This is a genomic window from Gilliamella sp. ESL0250 (assembly GCF_013345045.1).
Classification (GTDB): Bacteria; Pseudomonadota; Gammaproteobacteria; order Enterobacterales; family Orbaceae; genus Gilliamella; species Gilliamella apicola_H.
Genome location: NZ_JAAEDV010000017.1, coordinates 46,317 through 65,327, shown reverse-complemented (window position 1 = coordinate 65,327; position 19,011 = coordinate 46,317). Strand labels below are relative to the sequence as shown.

General features: G+C 34.8%; 18 protein-coding genes. 14 read left to right on the top strand and 4 right to left on the bottom strand.

From position 1 onward, the window contains the following. The first annotated feature begins 372 nt into the window (after window positions 1-372). The 10 genes from rppH (at window position 373) to gltP (ending at window position 11,924) form a co-directional block, all read left to right on the top strand. Window positions 373-945 carry an RNA pyrophosphohydrolase gene (rppH, locus tag GYY69_RS11975; RefSeq protein WP_174797882.1) on the top strand — a complete coding sequence of 191 codons (573 nt, stop codon included), beginning with the start codon at window positions 373-375 and terminating at the stop codon, window positions 943-945. Next, on the top strand, window positions 942-1,811 hold the full coding sequence (lgt, locus tag GYY69_RS11970) for a prolipoprotein diacylglyceryl transferase (protein ID WP_174797881.1): 870 nt from the start codon (window positions 942-944) through the stop codon (window positions 1,809-1,811). The genes rppH and lgt overlap by 4 nt, the downstream gene beginning before the upstream one ends. Further along, window positions 1,808-2,602, top strand: coding sequence for a thymidylate synthase (thyA, locus tag GYY69_RS11965; RefSeq protein WP_174797880.1), 795 nt, complete (start codon window positions 1,808-1,810; stop codon window positions 2,600-2,602). The genes lgt and thyA overlap by 4 nt, the downstream gene beginning before the upstream one ends. Window positions 2,603-2,849: 247 nt before the next feature. Further along, the gene (lpxL, locus tag GYY69_RS11960) at window positions 2,850-3,800 is read left to right on the top strand and encodes an LpxL/LpxP family Kdo(2)-lipid IV(A) lauroyl/palmitoleoyl acyltransferase (protein ID WP_174797879.1); all 951 of its coding nucleotides are present in this window, start codon (window positions 2,850-2,852) and stop codon (window positions 3,798-3,800) included. 47 nt (window positions 3,801-3,847) lie between these two features. Further along, on the top strand, window positions 3,848-4,930 hold the full coding sequence (gene rlmM / locus GYY69_RS11955) for a 23S rRNA (cytidine(2498)-2'-O)-methyltransferase RlmM (protein WP_174797878.1): 1,083 nt from the start codon (window positions 3,848-3,850) through the stop codon (window positions 4,928-4,930). Between the two features lie 20 nt (window positions 4,931-4,950). Continuing rightward, window positions 4,951-6,792 (top strand): penicillin-binding protein activator, encoded by a 1,842-nt coding sequence (locus tag GYY69_RS11950; RefSeq protein ID WP_174797877.1) that lies wholly within the window; start codon window positions 4,951-4,953, stop codon window positions 6,790-6,792. Further along, on the top strand, window positions 6,758-7,129 hold the full coding sequence (locus GYY69_RS11945; protein WP_202985011.1) for a YraN family protein: 372 nt from the start codon (window positions 6,758-6,760) through the stop codon (window positions 7,127-7,129). The genes GYY69_RS11950 and GYY69_RS11945 overlap by 35 nt, the downstream gene beginning before the upstream one ends. A 16-nt stretch (window positions 7,130-7,145) precedes the next feature. After that, the gene (locus GYY69_RS11940; RefSeq protein WP_160403447.1) at window positions 7,146-7,724 is read left to right on the top strand and encodes an SIS domain-containing protein; all 579 of its coding nucleotides are present in this window, start codon (window positions 7,146-7,148) and stop codon (window positions 7,722-7,724) included. Between the two features lie 97 nt (window positions 7,725-7,821). After that, window positions 7,822-10,521 carry a DNA topoisomerase (ATP-hydrolyzing) subunit A gene (gene gyrA, locus GYY69_RS11935; protein ID WP_174797876.1) on the top strand — a complete coding sequence of 900 codons (2,700 nt, stop codon included), beginning with the start codon at window positions 7,822-7,824 and terminating at the stop codon, window positions 10,519-10,521. Between the two features lie 92 nt (window positions 10,522-10,613). Further along, entirely contained in the window at window positions 10,614-11,924 is a 1,311-nt protein-coding gene (gltP, locus tag GYY69_RS11930) for a glutamate/aspartate:proton symporter GltP (protein ID WP_174797887.1), read from the top strand. 166 nt (window positions 11,925-12,090) lie between these two features. Here gltP and rpmG read toward each other — a convergent pair whose 3' ends face one another. Both rpmG and rpmB read right to left on the bottom strand, forming a co-directional pair. Further along, a complete protein-coding gene (rpmG, locus tag GYY69_RS11925) occupies window positions 12,091-12,258 on the bottom strand; it encodes a 50S ribosomal protein L33 (protein ID WP_025314526.1) in 168 nt (55 codons plus the stop codon). 15 nt (window positions 12,259-12,273) lie between these two features. Then, entirely contained in the window at window positions 12,274-12,510 is a 237-nt protein-coding gene (rpmB, locus tag GYY69_RS11920; RefSeq protein WP_034884345.1) for a 50S ribosomal protein L28, read from the bottom strand. A 385-nt stretch (window positions 12,511-12,895) separates the two neighbouring features. On the opposite strand from rpmB, the gene aroE reads away from it, so the two are divergent. The 4 genes from aroE to GYY69_RS11900 all read left to right on the top strand — a co-directional run bounded on the left by aroE (window position 12,896) and on the right by GYY69_RS11900 (window position 16,351). Continuing rightward, window positions 12,896-13,726, top strand: a complete 831-nt coding sequence (gene aroE, locus GYY69_RS11915) for a shikimate dehydrogenase (RefSeq protein ID WP_174797875.1) — start codon at window positions 12,896-12,898, stop codon at window positions 13,724-13,726. 104 nt (window positions 13,727-13,830) lie between these two features. Continuing rightward, on the top strand, window positions 13,831-14,184 hold the full coding sequence (locus GYY69_RS11910) for an Aca2/YdiL-like domain-containing protein (RefSeq protein WP_160431985.1): 354 nt from the start codon (window positions 13,831-13,833) through the stop codon (window positions 14,182-14,184). Between the two features lie 217 nt (window positions 14,185-14,401). Next, on the top strand, window positions 14,402-14,914 hold the full coding sequence (gene aroL, locus GYY69_RS11905) for a shikimate kinase AroL (protein ID WP_174797874.1): 513 nt from the start codon (window positions 14,402-14,404) through the stop codon (window positions 14,912-14,914). A 237-nt stretch (window positions 14,915-15,151) separates the two neighbouring features. Beyond that, a complete protein-coding gene (locus GYY69_RS11900; protein WP_174797873.1) occupies window positions 15,152-16,351 on the top strand; it encodes an MFS transporter in 1,200 nt (399 codons plus the stop codon). Window positions 16,352-17,029: 678 nt separating this feature from the next. Here GYY69_RS11900 and GYY69_RS11895 read toward each other — a convergent pair. Continuing rightward, a complete protein-coding gene (locus GYY69_RS11895) occupies window positions 17,030-17,284 on the bottom strand; it encodes an NINE protein (protein ID WP_342354083.1) in 255 nt (84 codons plus the stop codon). Window positions 17,285-17,586: 302 nt separating this feature from the next. Beyond that, window positions 17,587-18,999, bottom strand: a complete 1,413-nt coding sequence (locus GYY69_RS11890) for an FAD-dependent oxidoreductase (protein ID WP_174797871.1) — start codon at window positions 18,997-18,999, stop codon at window positions 17,587-17,589. Between the last annotated feature and the right edge of the window lie 12 nt (window positions 19,000-19,011).

Below are 19,011 nucleotides of genomic sequence, written 5' to 3'. Positions count from 1 at the left end.
TCAGAAGTGAAACGCCGTAGTGCCGATGGTAGTGTGGGTATTACCCATGTGAGAGTAGGGGGCCGCCAGACTTTTAAATTTGAGAGAGAGCCCAGCAGTGATGCTGGGCTTTTTTGCTTTTAATTATTTTATTTATAAAGAAATAATTGAATTCTGTATTAAGGATCATTTATAGTTTATAGATAGAATTTTTAGAAAATCTTTGGTTAGTAGTAACATTTATATTAATTGATATGATAATAAACATTAAAAAGAATAAAAATTAATCAATTAAAGGGCATATTTATCCTATTTGTATTATTTTTTTATTTATTTATTACTGTATGTATGAAACAATTCAGTTATATAGGAATAAATTTTTTGAGGTAGTCAGTGATCGATAATGATGGCTACCGTCCAAATGTAGGAATAGTTATTTGTAACAGGTATGGTCAAGTACTTTGGGCTCGTCGTTATGGGCAAAATTCTTGGCAATTTCCTCAGGGCGGAATAAAACAAAGCGAAACGCCTGAGCAGGCAATGTTTCGTGAATTAAACGAAGAAGTTGGTTTATTATCAAAAGATGTGAAAATTTTATCCGTTACTAATGGTTGGTTGCGATATAAGTTACCAAAAAGGATGATCCGTTGGGAAAATCAACCAGTTTGTATCGGACAAAAGCAAAAGTGGTTCTTATTAGAATTAATATCTGATGCATCGGCAATTAATCTCAATATGTCTTCAACTCCTGAATTTGATGATTGGAAATGGGTCAGTTATTGGTATCCTATTCGCCAGGTTATTGCATTTAAGCGGGATGTCTATAGAAAGGCAATGAAAGAATTTTCTTTACCTGTGTTTGCTATACAGTCCGAAATAGTGGCGCCAATAACGAATCTTCCTAAAAAGAAACGATTTAATTTCTTTGCTCATAAACGAAAAAATAAAAAGCGTATTAAAAAATGAATCAATATTTACAATTTCCTAACTTCGATCCAATAGCTTTCTCCATTGGTCCTATATCGCTTCATTGGTATGGCGCAATGTATTTGTTTGGTGTGCTGGGCGCTCTTTATTTGGCTAAGCGTCGAGCAAATAAGCCAAATAGTCAATGGACCTCACAGCAGGTTGAAAATTTATTATTCTGGGGATTTCTAGGTCTTTTTATTGGAGGACGGTTAGGTTACGTTTTCTTCTATAACCTTAGTACTTTTATTAAAGATCCTGTAATTTTATTTAAAGTCTGGGAAGGTGGCATGTCTTTCCATGGTGGTTTAATTGGTGCTATTTGTGTTATTGCTATTTTTGCTAAAAAGACAAACAAAACCTTTCTACAAGTAGGTGATTTTGTTGCTCCTCTTGTACCGATTGGCTTGATGTTTGGGCGTTTTGGTAATTTTATTAATGGAGAACTTTGGGGAAGAGTTACTAATTCGTCTATTGGCATGTTATTTCCAACTTCATCACATGCCGATTTTATGTTTGTTCAGGCTCATCCTGAATGGTTTTCACTTTACGCTCAATTAAATGGCATTTTACCAAGGCATCCATCACAACTTTATGAAATGATGTTTGAAGGTATTGTACTATTTATTATCTTAAATATTTTTATCCGAAAGCCAAGGCCGATGGGGGCAGTTTCTGGAGTATTTTTACTTTGTTATGGTTTATTTAGATTTGTTATAGAATTCTTTCGACAACCAGATGAACAACTCGGTTTATTTTTAAATATTATCAGTATGGGACAAATTTTATGTCTACCAATGATTATTGGGGGAATTTTGATACTGTTATATACATATAGATTGCATAAGAAGGCAAAAACAAGATGAAACAATATTTAGCATTAATGCAAAAAATTTTAGCTGAAGGCACTCCTAAGTCAGATCGAACGGGTACTGGTACACTATCTGTTTTTGGGCATCAAATGCGCTTTAATTTGCAAGATGGTTTTCCTCTTGTTACAACTAAAAAATGTCATTTACGTTCAATTATTCATGAATTGCTTTGGTTTTTGAAGGGTGATACGAATATTAAGTATTTACAAGATAATAAGGTTACTATTTGGGATGAGTGGGCTGATGAAGATGGTGAGCTTGGTCCTGTTTATGGAAAACAGTGGCGAGCATGGGAGGCTTCTGATGGTCGTCAAATAGATCAGATTTCGCAATTAATTGAGCAAATTAAAAATGATCCTAATTCTAGACGTATGATTGTTTCTGCTTGGAATGTTGGAGAATTAGATCAAATGGCATTAGCACCATGCCATGCTCTTTTCCAATTTTATGTTGCAAATGGCAAACTTTCTTGCCAACTTTATCAACGTTCTTGTGATGTATTTTTAGGACTACCATTTAATATTGCCAGTTATTCGTTGTTACTTCACATGATTGCACAGCAATGTGAATTACAAGTAGGTGAATTCGTGTGGACTGGTGGAGATACACATATTTATTCCAATCATATGGAACAAACCCATTTACAATTAAGCCGTGAACCAAGAGCATTACCCAAGTTAGTAATTAAACGTAAACCTTCAACAATTTTTGATTATGTATTTGAAGATTTTGAAATTGTTGGTTATGATCCGCATCCTGCAATCAAAGCCCCTGTTGCGGTTTGATCTTTTGTGAAAAACTTTCAGGAAAATATGTGTTTTAGTATAAAACAAGGAAGTTCTAAGAACCGATCATAATGAGTAATTCTCATTATTCACTATGATCTGCTATTTTAAATATAAATCGATTCTAACTTTTGTTACTGAATGATGATATAAAGTTGTTAGTTAACCCTGTTGATTTTTCTGCCCCTAAAATCAGGATATAGTATATAATAATCAACTTTATTATTAACAATAACTTGATCTTAATATGAGTCAAAATCAAGAAATTCGTCCTATCTTTACTAAATGCTTACTGCACCCTCGTTATTGGTTAACATGGTTTGGTATCGGTATTTTGTATTTAATTCTACTGTTGCCATACCCAATTATTTATCAATTGGGGAAAGGATTGGGTTTACTTTCAATGAAATTAATTGGCAAACGCAAAGAAACGGCGAGCCAAAACCTTAAACTTTGTTTTCCTGAAAAAACACAACAAGAACGTGACCAGATGTTACGTGAAAATTTTATCTCGACCGGTTTGGCCATTTTTGAGACAGGTATGGCTTGGTTTTGGTCAGATAAACGGCTTGCCAAGCGCGTTTCTATTGTTGGCGACTGCCATATTAAAAAGGTACAACAATCAGGTCAAGGCGTTCTGCTCATAGGTATTCATTTTTTAACATTAGAGTTAGGTGCACGTATTTTAGGAATGAGCCATCCAGGTGTGGGTGTTTATCGACCAAATGATAATCCCGTAATGGATTATGTTCAGCTTAAAGGTCGACTTAAGTCAAACAAATATATGTTAGACCGTCATAATACAAAGGGTATGATCCGAGCACTAAAAAATGGTGAATTGCTTTGGTATGCACCGGATCATGATTATGGCCCTAAAAATAGTGTATTTGCACCTCTATTTTCAGTAGAAAAAGCCGCAACAACCGTTGGTACACGCATATTAGTTAAATTAGGTCAGCCTGCTATTATCCCATTTACACCTAAGCGTGAAAAAAATGGACATTACACAGTTTATGTGACTTCCGAGCTTAAAGGCTATCCAATAGATGATGATGTACATGCTGCTACTTTTATGAACAAAGCTATTGAACAAGAAATTTTAAAAGCACCTGAACAATATATGTGGTTACATCGACGATTTAAAACTCGGCCAAAAGGGGAAGCACCTTTATATACCGATAATGTTCAATCTGATTGATGTGATTGTTTCTTATTATGGTGGTTTAATAAATTTAATATACAATTATGCAAAAATTAAATAAGATCGTTTTATATTGTCGTTGTGGGTTTGAAAAAGAATGTGCTGCTGAAATCACAGATAGAGCCGTGCAAAGAGAAATATATGGTTTTGCTAAAGTTAAAGAAAATAGTGGTCATGTTGTTTTTGAATGCTATCAAGATGGAGATGCACAATTATTAATAAAAGATTTGGCTTTTCGTACATTAATTTTTGCCAGACAAATGTTTGTATCGGGTGATTTATTAACAGATTTGCCGAATAATGATCGTATCTCTCCCATTATTGATGCATTATCTGGCACTATAGATAAAGCTGGGGATCTGCGTGTAGAGGTCGCTGATACTAATGATGGCAAGGCACTTTCCAGTTTTTGTCGTAAATTTACAGTTCCTCTTCGTCAGGCATTACGAACTAAACGTATTTTATTAAAAGTTGCAAATCCATCAAAACCCGTTATTCACTTATTTTTTATCAATAGTAATAGTTGTTATGTCGGTTATTCGCTGAGTCAAAATAATTCACCTTTTTATATGGGGATTCCAAGGCTAAAATTTCCAACCGATGCACCAAGCCGTTCTACGTTAAAATTAGAAGAAGCCTTTCATATTTTTATTCCTTATGAAGAATGGGATGAACGATTAAAAGGTGGTTTGAATGCGGTTGACTTGGGCGCTTGTCCTGGAGGTTGGACTTATCAGCTAGTAAAAAGAAGCATGATGGTTTATGCCATTGATAATGGACCGATGAATGAGAAACTGATGGAAACAGGACAAGTTAAACATTATCGTGAAGATGGCTTCAAATTTGCACCTAAAAAGAATAATATTTACTGGTTGGTTTGTGATATGGTTGAAAAACCGGCTAAAGTAACAGATTTAATAGCCAAGTGGCTAATTAATGGTTGGTGTAGAGAGACTATTTTTAATCTGAAATTACCAATGAAAAAACGTTATGAAGAAGTAAAACAAAGTTTACAATTACTAAACGACGAATTAAATAATAAAAAAATTAATGTACAAATTCAGGCTAAACAGCTTTATCATGATCGAGAAGAAGTGACCGTTCATGTGCAACGAATTTGGGGATAATAACTTACAAGAGAATGGCTATGAATTTAAAACACTCCTTTTATGCTATGTTAATAATGCCGATATTTGCATTTTTGGTAGGATGTACTTTTGAAACGTCAAAGGAATCACTTAACTTTGATAATAAACAAAATTCTAATTATTATCTATTACAAGCAGATAATAGTTCTGGTTCAATTAAAGTTAATTGGCAATTATTAGCTGTTCGCGCTTTAATAAAAGAAAATAAATTTTCGCAAGCAAATGCGTTATTATCAAGTTTACCTCTTAATCTCAATAGTGAACAGCAAAAAGAAAAATTATTGTCAGAAGGTGAAATTGCGGTAAAAAAAAGACAATCATTTGACCTTAATAAATTTGCTATTTCAGATTTGAATAACTCACAGCTATATCGTTATTATACGATTAAATTAGGTTTGGATATAAATAGTAAAGATATTAATGCTCAAGCTCATGATTATCTTCAATTAGAAAAATATGTGACAGAAGCCGAAAAAAGGCAATTATTAAATAATACATGGAATTTTTTCCGTAAGTTAAAATCTGATAAAATCAGTAAAGTTTTAGTTGGTGAAAATGAAGCAATATTACAAGGCTGGGTTGACTTAGCTTATACTTATCAAAATAATAGCAAAGCAATTGTTTCGCAAGATGATGATACTCCAGACACAATTGCAGCAAAATCTGAAAATCAAAAACAGTTATTAAAAAAAGCTGTCAACAACTGGGCTACACAATATCCAGATCACCCAGCTAAAGAGATTATTTCGATATTGACCGGTGAACAAACACTTTCTGCTGATGCTAATGCAAAAAAGGTTGCTTTATTGTTACCATTAAATGGTTCTTCACATATATTTGGTGAAACTATTCGTCAAGGCTACATCAGTGCCTCAAAGTTTTTTCCACAAGAACCGCAACAAAATGTGATTGTACTTGATACAACTAGTGCACCTATGGATACTTTAATCCAGCGAGCACAGGAACAGAATGTGGAATTAATTGTAGGACCTTTATTAAAAAATGAAGTTACTAGAATAAAAGAACTAGCACCCGCTATTCCTGTGTTAGCCTTGAACAAAGTTGATAATACGACCACTTCAGCTAATAAAATGTGTTTTTTTGCGTTATCGCCTGAAGATGAAGCAAAAGATGCAGCAGACCATATTTATTCTCAAAATAAAGTTAAACCATTATTATTAGTACCCCAAAGTGATTTGGGGCGACGTGTTGCACAAAGTTTTGCTACACAGTGGTCACAATTGTCGGCAAATGCTTCACAGGCTTACGTGCAATATTTTGGCAATACTACAACACTAAGTGCCAACATGAATCATAATATAGGTATTAACCTTGCAGGTAGTCCTATCTCGATTGATGAGACACCAACAGAGGGAATGTCATCCGCTGGCTTTGATGCTATTTATGTTTATTCTTCATATGATGAATTGACATTGATAAAACCCATGCTTGATATGGGAGCGAATAAGACAATTGGTAATTCATCTGCTGTCATGCTTTATTCAAGTTCAAAAAGTCATGTAGCTAACGCCTCTAATGATTTTAATTATGATATGAATAAAACTGAATATGCAGAAATTCCTATGGTTATGAATCAAAAGGATAATACAAATATACCAAGCAATGTTCAGAAAGATTATTCATTAATGCGTCTATATGCAATGGGCGTTGATGCATGGAGACTTGCAAATCGTTTTAATCAGCTTAATTCCTATCAACTTAATTTTTTAGATGGTATGACAGGTAAACTATCCACAAGCGATCAATGTGAAGTAACTCGCTCACTCTCTTGGCAGCAATATATTTATGGCGATGCTAAATCAGATTCAAAGAGCCAGTAAAAAACAAATTGGTGAGTGTTATGAAAATATTGCTCGCCAATATCTACTTAAGCAGGGGCTTATACTTCTTGCTCATAATATCCAATTTCGCTTTGGTGAACTCGATTTAATTATGTTAGACAATAAATGTCTTGTTTTTATTGAAGTACGTTATCGAAAAAATGCAAATTTTGGTGATGCTGAAATGACCGTGACATTAAATAAACAAAATAAAATCAAACAGGCGGCTCAACTATGGATGATAGAGCAAAATTTAAATATTGAGGACACAGAGTTTAGATTTGATGTTTTTGCTATTACTGGTAAAAGCAAAAAGTGGATTATTAATGCATTTTAATTTTAGGTGAAAAAGCGTGCAAGATTTAATTAAAAATTATTTTACTGAAAGTATTCAAACTCAAATTGTTATGGCTGAATCGCTTGGTTATTCTATTGAAAAGGCAGCAAATATTATTGTTGAGAGTTTACTTAACGGCAACAAGATTATGAGTTGTGGTAATGGTTCATCCGCTGCTAATGTACAAAGTTTTACTTCACGTTTAATTACCAGTATTAATATCGAAAGACCAAGTATTCCAGCAATAGCTTTAGTCTCAGACAATGTTTTATTAAGTGCTATAGCTAATCATGAGGAAATTTATGCCCGCCAAATTCAAGCATTAGGTCAGCAAAGTGATGTTTTAATCATAGCAACTTGCCAAGGCAATAGTCGAGCCATCATTCGCGCGGTTCAAGAAGCGGTAATTAAGGATATGAAAATCGTTGCATTAACCGCTTTTGATGGCGGTGAAGTTATTGGTTTACTTGGGCAAAATGATATTGAAATAAGGGTTCCATCTTATAAAAAAGTGATGGCTTACGAAATGCATGCCATGATTTTAAATTGCTTATGTCAATTAATTGAAAATACGTTGTTTATTCATAGCGAATAAGTTGAAATAAAAATAGTTTAGTTCTGCATTCATAGTGATTTTATGCTATAATTATCAACTATTTTGAAGACTTAAATTAATAAGAGAACATGGTGTTATGACCGAATTAGCCAAAGAAATAACTCCCGTTAATATTGAAGATGAATTAAAATCCTCTTATCTTGATTATGCAATGTCTGTTATTGTTGGGCGTGCTTTACCTGATGTGCGTGATGGGTTAAAACCTGTTCACAGACGTGTTTTATTTGCTATGCATGAAGCGGGATATGATTGGAATAAACCTTATCGAAAATCTGCTCGTGTTGTTGGGGATGTTATCGGTAAATACCACCCACATGGTGATTCTGCTGTTTATGACACAATTGTGCGTATGGCTCAACCATTTTCATTGCGCTATATGTTGGTTGATGGTCAAGGAAATTTTGGTTCTGTTGATGGTGATTCAGCTGCAGCAATGCGTTATACCGAAATTCGGATGCAAAAATTTGCTGGAGCGTTATTGACTGATCTTGATAAGGAAACAGTTGATTTTTCACCTAACTATGATGGATCAGAAATGATCCCCGATGTATTACCGACTCGTATTCCAAATTTATTAATTAATGGCTCTTCAGGGATTGCGGTTGGTATGGCAACGAATATCCCACCTCATAATCTTGCTGAAGTGATTAATGGCTGTCTTGCTTTTATTGAAGATGAAAATATTTCAATTGATGGTTTAATGGAACATATCCATGGTCCAGACTTCCCGACCGCAGCACTCATTAATGGGCGTAAAGGTATTGAAAATGCTTATCGTACTGGTCGTGGTATTATTTATATTCGTTCTAAAGCCACAATAGAAGTTGATGACCATTCCGGACGAGAAACTATCATTGTTAACGAAATTCCATATCAAGTTAATAAGAAAAAATTAATCGAGAAGATTGCAGAATTAGTCAAAGATAAGAAAGTAGAAGGGATTTCGGCATTACGCGATGAGTCAGATAAAGATGGTATGCGTATTGTTATCGAAATCAAACGAGATGCTGTCGGTGAAGTTGTATTAAATAACCTTTTCTCATTGACGCAATTACAAGTTTCATTTGGCATCAATATGGTGGCGTTACATAAAGGCCAACCGAAACTATTAAACTTACGTGAAATGATTGAAGCCTTTGTACTTCATCGCCGTGAAGTAGTCACTCGCCGAACCATATATGAATTACGTAAAGCACGTGAACGTGCTCATGTATTAGAAGGTTTGGCGATAGCGCTTGCTAATATCGATCCAGTTATAGAATTAATTCGTTCTGCATCAACGCCTAGTGAAGCTAAAACAAAATTATTAGCGCAAGCTTGGCAGCTAGGTCATGTTGCAGCTATGCTAGAAAAATCTGGTAATGATGCGGCTCGTCCAGAAGATTTAGCGCCAGAATTTGGCATTCGTGAGGGGCACTATTATTTATCTGAAGCTCAAGCTCAAGCCATTTTAGATCTTCGCTTACATCGACTGACAGGACTTGAGCACGAAAAAATTCTTGATGAATATAAAGAATTACTTGTGCAAATTGGTGAATTATTACATATCTTGGCTAGTTCAGAAAGATTAATGGAGGTGATTCGTGAAGAGCTTGAAGCTGTTCGAGATCAGTTCCAAGATGTGAGAAAAACTGAAATTACTGCAAGTAGTGCAGATATTAATATTGAAGACCTTATTGCGCAAGAAGATGTCGTTGTCACACTTTCTCATCAAGGCTATGTAAAATATCAACCGCTTTCTGATTATGAAGCTCAACGTCGTGGTGGTAAAGGTAAATCTGCAACTAAAATTAAAGAAGAAGACTTTGTCGAAAAATTATTGGTAGCAAATACCCATGATACGATTCTTTGCTTTTCAAGTCGTGGTCGTTTATATTGGATGAAAGTCTATCAGTTACCTGAAGCCAGCCGTGGATCACGTGGGCGTCCAATTATCAATTTATTACCGCTTGAGGCGGGTGAGCGTATTACTGCGATTCTACCTGTTCGAGAATTTGATGATGAACATTGCGTATTTATGGCAACAGCGCAAGGTACCGTTAAGAAAACGTCTTTAATTGAATTCAGCCGACCTCGTAGTGGCGGTATTATTGCGATTAATCTACGTGATGATGATGAATTAATCGGTGTGGATTTAACTAACAACGACCATTTAGCTGCTACTGATGATGAAGATCTGAATGATGATGCCACTATTGATGAAGGTGAAGATGAGGATAATGAAGTCGCCGAGAGCTCTAATACAGAGGATATTATGCTGTTTTCTGCCAATGGTAAAGTTGTTCGATTCCCAGCTAATAAAGTTCGCTGTATGGGGCGAACTGCCGCAGGTGTTCGAGGTATAAAACTTGATAGTGATGATAAAGTGGTTTCATTAATTGTACCTCGAGGTAATGGTGCAATTCTAACTGCAACTCAAAATGGTTATGGTAAACGTACACAACAAGAGCTATACCCGACAAAATCAAGGGCAACGAAAGGCGTTATATCTATTAAGGTTAGTGAGCGAAATGGCTCAGTTGTTGGCGCTGTACAAGTTGATGAGACTGATCAAATTATGTTAATTACGGATGCGGGTACATTAGTTCGTACTCGTGTTTCAGAAGTGAGTGTTGTTGGTCGAAATACTCAAGGTGTTATGCTTATTCGAACTGCCGAAAGCGAAAAAGTTGTGGGATTACAGCGAATTGCCGAAACAGAAGATGAAGATGGTGAATCTGAATTATTGTCACTAAGTGAAGAACGGAGTGATTCAGAACATGAATCTGAAGAATAATTTTTAATTATTTAAAAGGATTAGTTAAGTATAGCTAATCCTTTTTTATTTAGAATAATCTCGAAAAGGAATAGTATTTGATGTCATTTTCTATAAAAAAAATCTTAACAAATCTTGCATGGCAAATTTTGATAGCTTTGATGTTAGGGGTTGCAGTAGGCGCTTATTTATTTGAACTTTCAGTTCCAAGTCATCCATTACATTCATATTACCAATTTTCAATAGTGAATATATTTCAACCTGCAGGCGATATCTTTATTCGATTAATTAAAATGATTGTGCTGCCAATTATACTGAGCACATTAACGCTAGGTATTGCAGGTATTGGTGGTTCTAAACGATTAGGGACATTAGGTTTTAAAACAATTCTCTATTTTGAAATTATTACAACGATTGCTATTTTATTAGGTCTTTTTTGGGGTAATATTTTTGCACCAGGCGCAGGGATTGATTCCTCCACACTAGCAACGGCAGATATTAGTAAGTATACCCAAGCCGCTGAAGAATTAAGTGGCAAGCCTCATGGTTTAATTGTCATGATTCTTGATATGATTCCTGCCAATATCTTTAAAGCTATGACTGATGGTGCTGTTTTACCTGTCATTTTCTTCTGTGTCTTTTTTGGTTTAGGCTTAATGTCTTTACCAGATAAACAACGCGAACCATTTGTATTCTTCTTAAAAGTAGTGTCTGACACTATGTTTAAAGTCACTAATATGATCATGCGTTATGCGCCTGTGGGGGTATTTGCACTAATTACTGTAACGGTGGCCAAATATGGATTTGCATCTCTACTTCCTTTACTTAAATTAATTTTAACCGTCTATTCAGCAATGATTGTTTTTACATTAGTGGTCTTAGGACTTGTTTGTAAACTTTGCCAATTTAATATTTTTACATTATTGAAAATATTAAAAGAAGAATTGGTTATTGCATTTTCGACCGCAAGTTCAGAAACAGCATTACCTAAAATCATTGAAAAGATGGAAGCTTATGGTGCTCCAAAATCGATAACGAGCTTTGTTATTCCGACAGGTTATTCATTTAATCTTGATGGTTCAACACTTTATCAAAGTATTACGGTAATCTTTTTAGCACAGTTATTCCAGATAGATTTAACTATTTTAGATCAGATTATTATTGTCATCACTTTGATGATAGCATCAAAAGGGATTGCTGGTGTACCAGGCGCTTCAATTCTTGTTTTATCTGCAACGCTTGGTAGTGTAGGTATTCCTCTTGAAGGGATTGGTTATATTATGGGAGTTGAACGTATTTTAGATATGGGCAGAACGGTCGTTAATGTGGTAGGTAATGCATTAGCAGCGATTGTTATTGCACGTTGGGAACATGCTTTTGACGATAAAAAAGCAAGAGCTTATGAACAGCAATATTTGAAATAAAACTACTGCTGTCTTTTAGCAAGCTTCAGGTTAAAAACTGGAGCTTTTTTATTGCTTAGTGCACTCACTAGAGCGATATCAATTAACAAAATATGCGGGTATGTTGTGTGTTAAAAAGGTATAAAAAACCCAGCATAAGCTGGGTTTTTTATTAATTTGTCTAAAACTATTTAATTTTAGCTTCTTTATAAATAACATGCTGACGAACAACAGGATCGTATTTTTTGATCTCCATTTTTTCAGGCATAGTTCTCTTATTTTTGCTAGTGGTATAAAAATGACCTGTACCAGCAGAAGAAACTAATCTAATTTTTTCGCGCACACCTTTTGCCATGATATTGTTTCCTTATTAGTACTTTTCACCACGGGCACGAAGTTCAGCTAAAACCGCATCAATACCCTTTTTATCGATAGTACGCATACCTTTAGCAGATACACGCAATTTTACAAAACGTTTTTCACTCTCAATCCAGAAACGGTGAGTTTGAAGATTTGGTAGAAAACGACGTTTAGTAGCATTCATCGCATGAGAACGATTATTTCCTACTAAAGGACCTTTTCCTGTTACTTGGCATACTCGTGACATGTCAATAATTCTCCGAAATTTCAATGCTTAAGCCTTGGGCGTAATATGTTAATGGAATTAACCTCGTCAGGCTTTTAGTTTGCTGCAGTTCTATCTGAGAAGCAGTCTAACCTCTCACACTACACCCATAATAATGAGGTAGCGAAGTATACGCTGTTATACGCAATTTCTCAAGCATTATCTTATTTTGGTGTAAAAATAGGCGAATTACCTAAATGAATATTAACGAATAGATAACCATTATTGCTATAAAACTATTATTCTATAGTTAGGGTTATCTTAGTTAAATACAAAAACTGTTTAATTTTATAATAAATATGTTTTAATACTATTGATTATAGATTTTATCTATTAGGTCTAATTTTCTAACTTTCAAGGAGATTGTATGAACCCGTTCACGCCATATAGTATATACGGTATTATCGGTTATCCTTTAGGACATAGTATGAGCCCCCTTATTCATACTACATCATTTCAGGATTACGGTATTCCCTCAGTTTTAGTTCCTTTTGCTACGCCACCAGAAGATATTTCAACCTTATTCAAATCTGTAAGATTATTAAACATTCGAGGATTGTGTGTCACAATTCCGCATAAGCAAACGATTATTCCCTATTTAGATAAAGTGACTGAGCATGTAAAAAAAGCCGGTGCTGCTAATTTAGTTTATTGGGAGGGTGATAAGCTTTGTGGTGACAACACCGATATTGTTGGTTTTATGCAACCTCTTGAACAGAAGAAATTACCAGCTGAATATAAAAAAGTTTTATTACTAGGAGCTGGCGGTGCGGCACGCGCTGCGGTTGTCGGATTACAGGATCTTGGTTATACCGATATTACCGTGACCGACATAGCGAGTGACTTACCCAAAGCATTAGCTAAAGAATTTAATCTTAAAATAGTTGCTTGGGAAGAACGTAGTCAAGTTGAAGCGCAAATTATTATTAACTCTACCCCCTTGGGTATGCAAGGCAAGTTTGAAGATCAGACACCTTATGAACAAGCTTGGTTTAAAGGGAAAGGATTAGCTTATGATATTGTTTATACACCATATAATACACGATTTAGACAAGAGGCTGAAAAAGCTGGCTGGGAATCTATTTCAGGGCGTGAAATGTTTATAGGGCAAGCAAATGCACAATTTAAAATTTGGACAGGAAAAGATCTTTCCGATAGGGCAAAACAAGCTGTAATAGCTACTTTAGCTGAAAAATAAAAATTGAAAATAGAACATACATTTCATTAAAGTGAATGAGATGTATGTTAAATAAAATTAGATAGTTACTTTTAAAATAAGTCATATTATTAAAAGGAGTATTTATGACAAACTTAGAATTGCAAGCTTATCGTCGTTTTCTGATGCTAAAAGTATCAGAAGCTAGCCAATATATTGGTAAAACGGATGCTAAAACATGGCATGATTGGGAGAGCGGTACTATACCCGTGCCTGAGTTTGTTGAAATAACAATGCAAAAGCTGAAAAAGCTTCGCAATGATAAAATTAATATTATTATCAATAGTATCAATGATCGTGTTGGCAGTAATACAATACGCTACTTTATGACGTATGAAGAATTTAAAAAAGTGAATTCTGATCTAGACGTGGTGCAATGGCGGTTACATCAATCAATCGCCACAGAGCTTTATTTTCGTGGTTTAGAAAAACTATGTTAATTGACTTTATCAAGATGACTTTTGGAGCCTAAAAGGCTTTTTTATAACCTTAGTAAATAATTATTTACAAAAAATCTTATCGGAATTTAATTTAATTATTTAAAAGATAAAAATTTTTTATTATTTCTATAATATGTAAAAAATATATTGCAAAAATAAGAGTGAATCACTAGCATGGTTAATATATTCTGTAAATCTGAAAAAAATAGAACCCGATATGAATAAAACAATTTTTTTAGTTGGTGCAAGGGCAGCAGGTAAAACAACAATGGGAAAAATGTTAGCAAATAAGCTATCGTTTTCTTTTATTGATACCGATAGCCATTTGTTTGAAACTACTCAAAAAACAGTGGCTGAAATTGTTGAACAAGAAGGTTGGGAAGGATTTAGAGCAAGAGAAAGCCAAGTGCTTGTTGATACAACTAAACCCAATCGTGTCATTGCCACTGGTGGAGGCATGGTATTAGCTGAGCATAACCGCGATTTTATGAAACAAAATGGCACGGTTATCTTTTTATCTGCGTCAGCGGCAACGCTAGCTGCTCGTTTAATGAAAGATCCGAATGTTGCTCAAAGACCCTCGTTAACGGGCTTATCTATTGCTGATGAAATAGATAAGGTATTAGCTGAAAGACTACCTTTATATCATGATGCTGCTCACTATGTGGTGAATGTTGATCAAGATGAAAGCTTGATCCTAGCTAAAATGCTTGAAATGCTTGAAGGCTGAATTTAAGTTTTTTATCAGATACCACTTAAAAAGTGGTATTTTTATTGGTATAGACAACAATAAAATTTAATAAAAATTCTATATAATTTTAATTTTCTGTCAGATTTTTACTATTTTTTAGGAATAAAAAAAGATAAAAGCCAAGTAACAAATCTAAACTTACTTTTTCCGCTTAATATTGATACATATATATTGAATAGAACTAAAGTGTTATGTTTTACATATGGAGTATGACAAATGGAAAATCGAAAGGTCAATTCTTATGGAATTGTTGGATCTATTTATGCCAACTATATTATTCAAAGTATTGCGCTAATTGTGATTATGCAATTTTCTCAAGCGCTTTCAAAGCAACTAAATACTGATATAGTTGGGCTTGGTTATGTTGCATCAGGCATAGGAATTGGCAAAATCTTTTTAATGTTCGTTGGTGGGGTGCTATCAGATAAATTTGGTAGAAAGTTATTTATTTATCTAGGTATGATTTGTTACGCCATTTTTTTTATAGGGATAATTTTTTGTACCAACATTCATATAGCTTTTTGTTTAGCGATTGCCGTGGGAGCGGGTAATTCTTTTTTAGATACAGGTTCTATGCCTGCCTTAACTGAATGCTTTCCTGGATCTGCGAGCTCTGCGAGTGTCCTTATAAAAGCTTTTATTTCCATCGGAACGCTAGTTCTACCTTTTATTGTTACTTTTTTTGATACCAACAAAATATGGTATGGTTGGGCGTTTCTCGGTTTTACTGCTTATTTAATCATTAACAGTTTATTATTATTACCTCAACAATTCCCACATAAAGATACGACAATTAAAGGTTGTGAAGGTTCAGTAAACTATTTTACAGGTAATCCTCGATTTGAATTTGAAGGTATTTTACTGATTATCATGGGATTTACTACAACAGCAACATTTGTCATTATTTTACAATGGTTGCCAACTATCGCTATTAAAGGTGTTAATATGAGCTATATCGATGCAAAACAACTGATCAGCTATTATAGTACCGCATCCATTATTTCGGTATTTGTTACAGCATTTGTGGTTAAACGTTTCTTAAAACCAATATTTTGTATTATTATTCTGCCTGCTTTGTCTGCCTTAGTATTAATTGTGTTTTATTTCAATATTTCACCCGTCATGTGTGTCATTGCCGCAATTGGCGTAGGATTAACTGCTGCAGGTGGCGTGTTACAGTTGACTTTGGTTGTAATGCAACAACTGTTCCCAACTCGTAAAGGTCTTGCAGTTGGTTGTATGTATACATTTAGTGGACTATCGTTTGTTGTCATTCCGCGAATAGTGCCCAAATTGGCGATGCTTAACGTCAGTTACGCTATTTTAATTGATATTTTTATTGCGGCATCAAGTGTTGTACTTGGTTCAATTGTTTTTTATCGTTTTAAAAAAGTGATTGATTTAACAAAAATATAGATCATAACTTTAATAATTTTCAAAAAAATTAATTGATAAGGAAAGAAAAATATATAGGCAAGTTAGTTTGTCTATATATGTAAGCATCTCACCATCGTTAGTACAAAAACCACATCGCAAATTACGTTGCGTGTTTTAGTTTTATATTCAATTGGGGACCATATTATTTATATGCTTAGTGGGGCTTGCCGTGCTATAAATCGTCAACGATTCTTCGGTTTCCATTCTTGCTTACTCGTGGTTGTTAAAAAGATATAAATATACTACTTTATTTTGGTACGATTAAATTGTTCAGTATACTCTATTGATAAAGGGGCTGGGAAGAATGGAATCTATGATTACATTGGATAATTTTATCCATTTTGCAAAAAATGTCTCGGTGAGATCTGATTCGTTATTCACACATAATCTTAATGAAGCCCCTTATTATTCAGTGAGCTTATTAAGATAGTAAATAATTTGCATGAAATATTAGTGCTGTTTACTGAATTTGAGCTATGATTGTCATGGATAGATAAAAAAAATTAACGTTTTATCAAAGACAAGAGATAGAGCGATGATATCATAAAGAAAAAATAACCGTCACAGATTCCCACAAAGCAATTTTTGATAACGCTTTATGAGCTTTAGTGGATTATTTTTATAATAAAATGAAAACACAGAGGTATTTTCTGCGCATTATGCACTCTTTTCGTCTATAGCATGAGTTAACGGTTGAGCGTGATGAGCATTGTTAATTTGAATTGAGATATTATTTGGTGACTGCTGATTATATTTACTTTTATAGATGCAATTAGCATAATCAACCATACCGCTAGTTAGAAAAATGTCTAGAATCCATCCAATACCGAACAAACCTAAAGTAAATAACCAAATAAAACCTGAAATCCATTTACCGCAGTACATTCGATGGATTCCCCAAAAACCGAAAATATCATTTCTCGAAATAAAATAAAACTAATTTTTATACTCAAACATCTAGTTACCTGAAACTTTTTGACAAAAATTTCAAAATCACACTAGCCCCAAAAAACTCTAAAACATCTAAACTAAAAAACAGAAACTATCATATAAATGCTTTATTTTTTAAAGTTACAAAATAAAATAAATAATATCAATTACATAGATGAAGTGTTTTTAATAAAAATAACAACTATTATGGAATACCTATATAATAATACAATAAATAAACCCGCTGATTTAAAGCGGGTTTATTTTTTAATTTAAAATAATAGTTAAACTTCTAAGTAATCTAAGATTCCTTCTGCCGCTTTGCGCCCTTCACTAATCGCCGTTACCACTAAATCTGATCCCCGAACAGCATCGCCACCGGCAAAGATTTTAGCATTACTAGTTTGGTAGCCATTAGCTTCTGGAGCAATGATTCGACCTTGCGCATCAAAATCAACACCTTGTTCTTCCAACCAAGGCATAGCATGTGGTTTAAACCCAAATGCCATCACGACAGCATCGGCAGGTAGGACAAATTCTGAACCTTCAATCATGACTGGTGAACGTCGACCTTTTGCATCGGGTTTTCCAAGCTCTGTACAGGCCATTTTTACGCCTGTCACTTGCCCAGTGCTGTTAATTTCAATGCTTAGTGGCTGTACATTAAATTGAAACTGTGCGCCTTCTTCTTTGGCATTTTTTACTTCTCGCTTTGAGCCTGGCATATTGGCTTCGTCCCGGCGATAAGCACAAGTGACTTCGGTAGCGCCTTGACGAATCGAGGTTCGTACACAGTCCATTGCAGTATCACCACCACCAAGCACAACCACACGTTTATTTTTCATGTCAATGTAAGGTGTATCTTGGGTTTGTTGATGTTGCATGAGGTGCTTGGTATTGGCAATTAAAAATGGCAGTGCATCGTAAACACCATTAGCATCTTCGTTCTCAAGCCCTGCTCGCATTGATTGATAAGTACCTGCACCAACAAATACGGCATCAAATTCATTGATTATGTCAGCTAATTGAACGGTTTTGCCTACTTCAGTATTTAGCCTGAATTCAATACCCATTTCGGTAAAAATGCGACGTCGGTTAATGAGTACTTCTTTGTCCAATTTGAAAGCGGGGATACCAAATGTCAGTAATCCGCCAATTTCAGGGTGGCGATCAAACACCACAGGTGTTACACCATTGCGCACTAAGACATCAGCACATGCAAGGCCTGCTGGGCCTGCACCAATAATAGCGACTTTTAACCCTGTTTGTTCGACATTCGATAGGTTGGGTTTCCACCCCATTTTAAAGGCTTCATCAGTAATATAACGTTCAATATTTCCAATGGTAACCGCACCAAATTCGGCATTTAAAGTGCAAGAGCCTTCACAAAGACGATCTTGTGGACAGACTCGACCACAAACTTCGGGCAGGCTGTTGGTTTGGTGCGAGAGTTCTACCGCTTCTATAATTTTACCTTCGTTAACCAGTTTTAACCAATTGGGAATATAGTTATGTACAGGGCAGCGCCATTCACAATAAGGATTACCACAAGCCAGACAACGATCGGCTTGTGCTTGTGATTGCGAAGCAGAAAAGCCCTCATAAATTTCAACAAATTCAATTTTGCGGATGTTTAACGATTTTTTAGGCGGATCAACACGTTGTAAATCGATAAACTGATAAACATTTTGACTCATTTTCGTGTTCTC

What these genes read in the sequence shown, in the direction of transcription:
- GYY69_RS11945 (WP_202985011.1), top strand. Translation starts at nt 6,758, where the DNA reads ATGGCGATGCTAAATCAGATTCAAAGAGCCAGTAAAAAACAAATTGGT.
- GYY69_RS11950 (WP_174797877.1), top strand. Translation starts at nt 4,951, where the DNA reads ATGAATTTAAAACACTCCTTTTATGCTATGTTAATAATGCCGATATTT.
- rlmM (WP_174797878.1), top strand. Translation starts at nt 3,848, where the DNA reads ATGCAAAAATTAAATAAGATCGTTTTATATTGTCGTTGTGGGTTTGAA.
- rpmG (WP_025314526.1), bottom strand. Translation starts at nt 12,258, where the DNA reads ATGGCAAAAGGTGTGCGCGAAAAAATTAGATTAGTTTCTTCTGCTGGT.
- lpxL (WP_174797879.1), top strand. Translation starts at nt 2,850, where the DNA reads ATGAGTCAAAATCAAGAAATTCGTCCTATCTTTACTAAATGCTTACTG.
- lgt (WP_174797881.1), top strand. Translation starts at nt 942, where the DNA reads ATGAATCAATATTTACAATTTCCTAACTTCGATCCAATAGCTTTCTCC.
- aroL (WP_174797874.1), top strand. Translation starts at nt 14,402, where the DNA reads ATGAATAAAACAATTTTTTTAGTTGGTGCAAGGGCAGCAGGTAAAACA.
- thyA (WP_174797880.1), top strand. Translation starts at nt 1,808, where the DNA reads ATGAAACAATATTTAGCATTAATGCAAAAAATTTTAGCTGAAGGCACT.
- rpmB (WP_034884345.1), bottom strand. Translation starts at nt 12,510, where the DNA reads ATGTCACGAGTATGCCAAGTAACAGGAAAAGGTCCTTTAGTAGGAAAT.
- aroE (WP_174797875.1), top strand. Translation starts at nt 12,896, where the DNA reads ATGAACCCGTTCACGCCATATAGTATATACGGTATTATCGGTTATCCT.
- GYY69_RS11890 (WP_174797871.1), bottom strand. Translation starts at nt 18,999, where the DNA reads ATGAGTCAAAATGTTTATCAGTTTATCGATTTACAACGTGTTGATCCG.
- GYY69_RS11900 (WP_174797873.1), top strand. Translation starts at nt 15,152, where the DNA reads ATGGAAAATCGAAAGGTCAATTCTTATGGAATTGTTGGATCTATTTAT.
- GYY69_RS11910 (WP_160431985.1), top strand. Translation starts at nt 13,831, where the DNA reads ATGACAAACTTAGAATTGCAAGCTTATCGTCGTTTTCTGATGCTAAAA.
- gyrA (WP_174797876.1), top strand. Translation starts at nt 7,822, where the DNA reads ATGACCGAATTAGCCAAAGAAATAACTCCCGTTAATATTGAAGATGAA.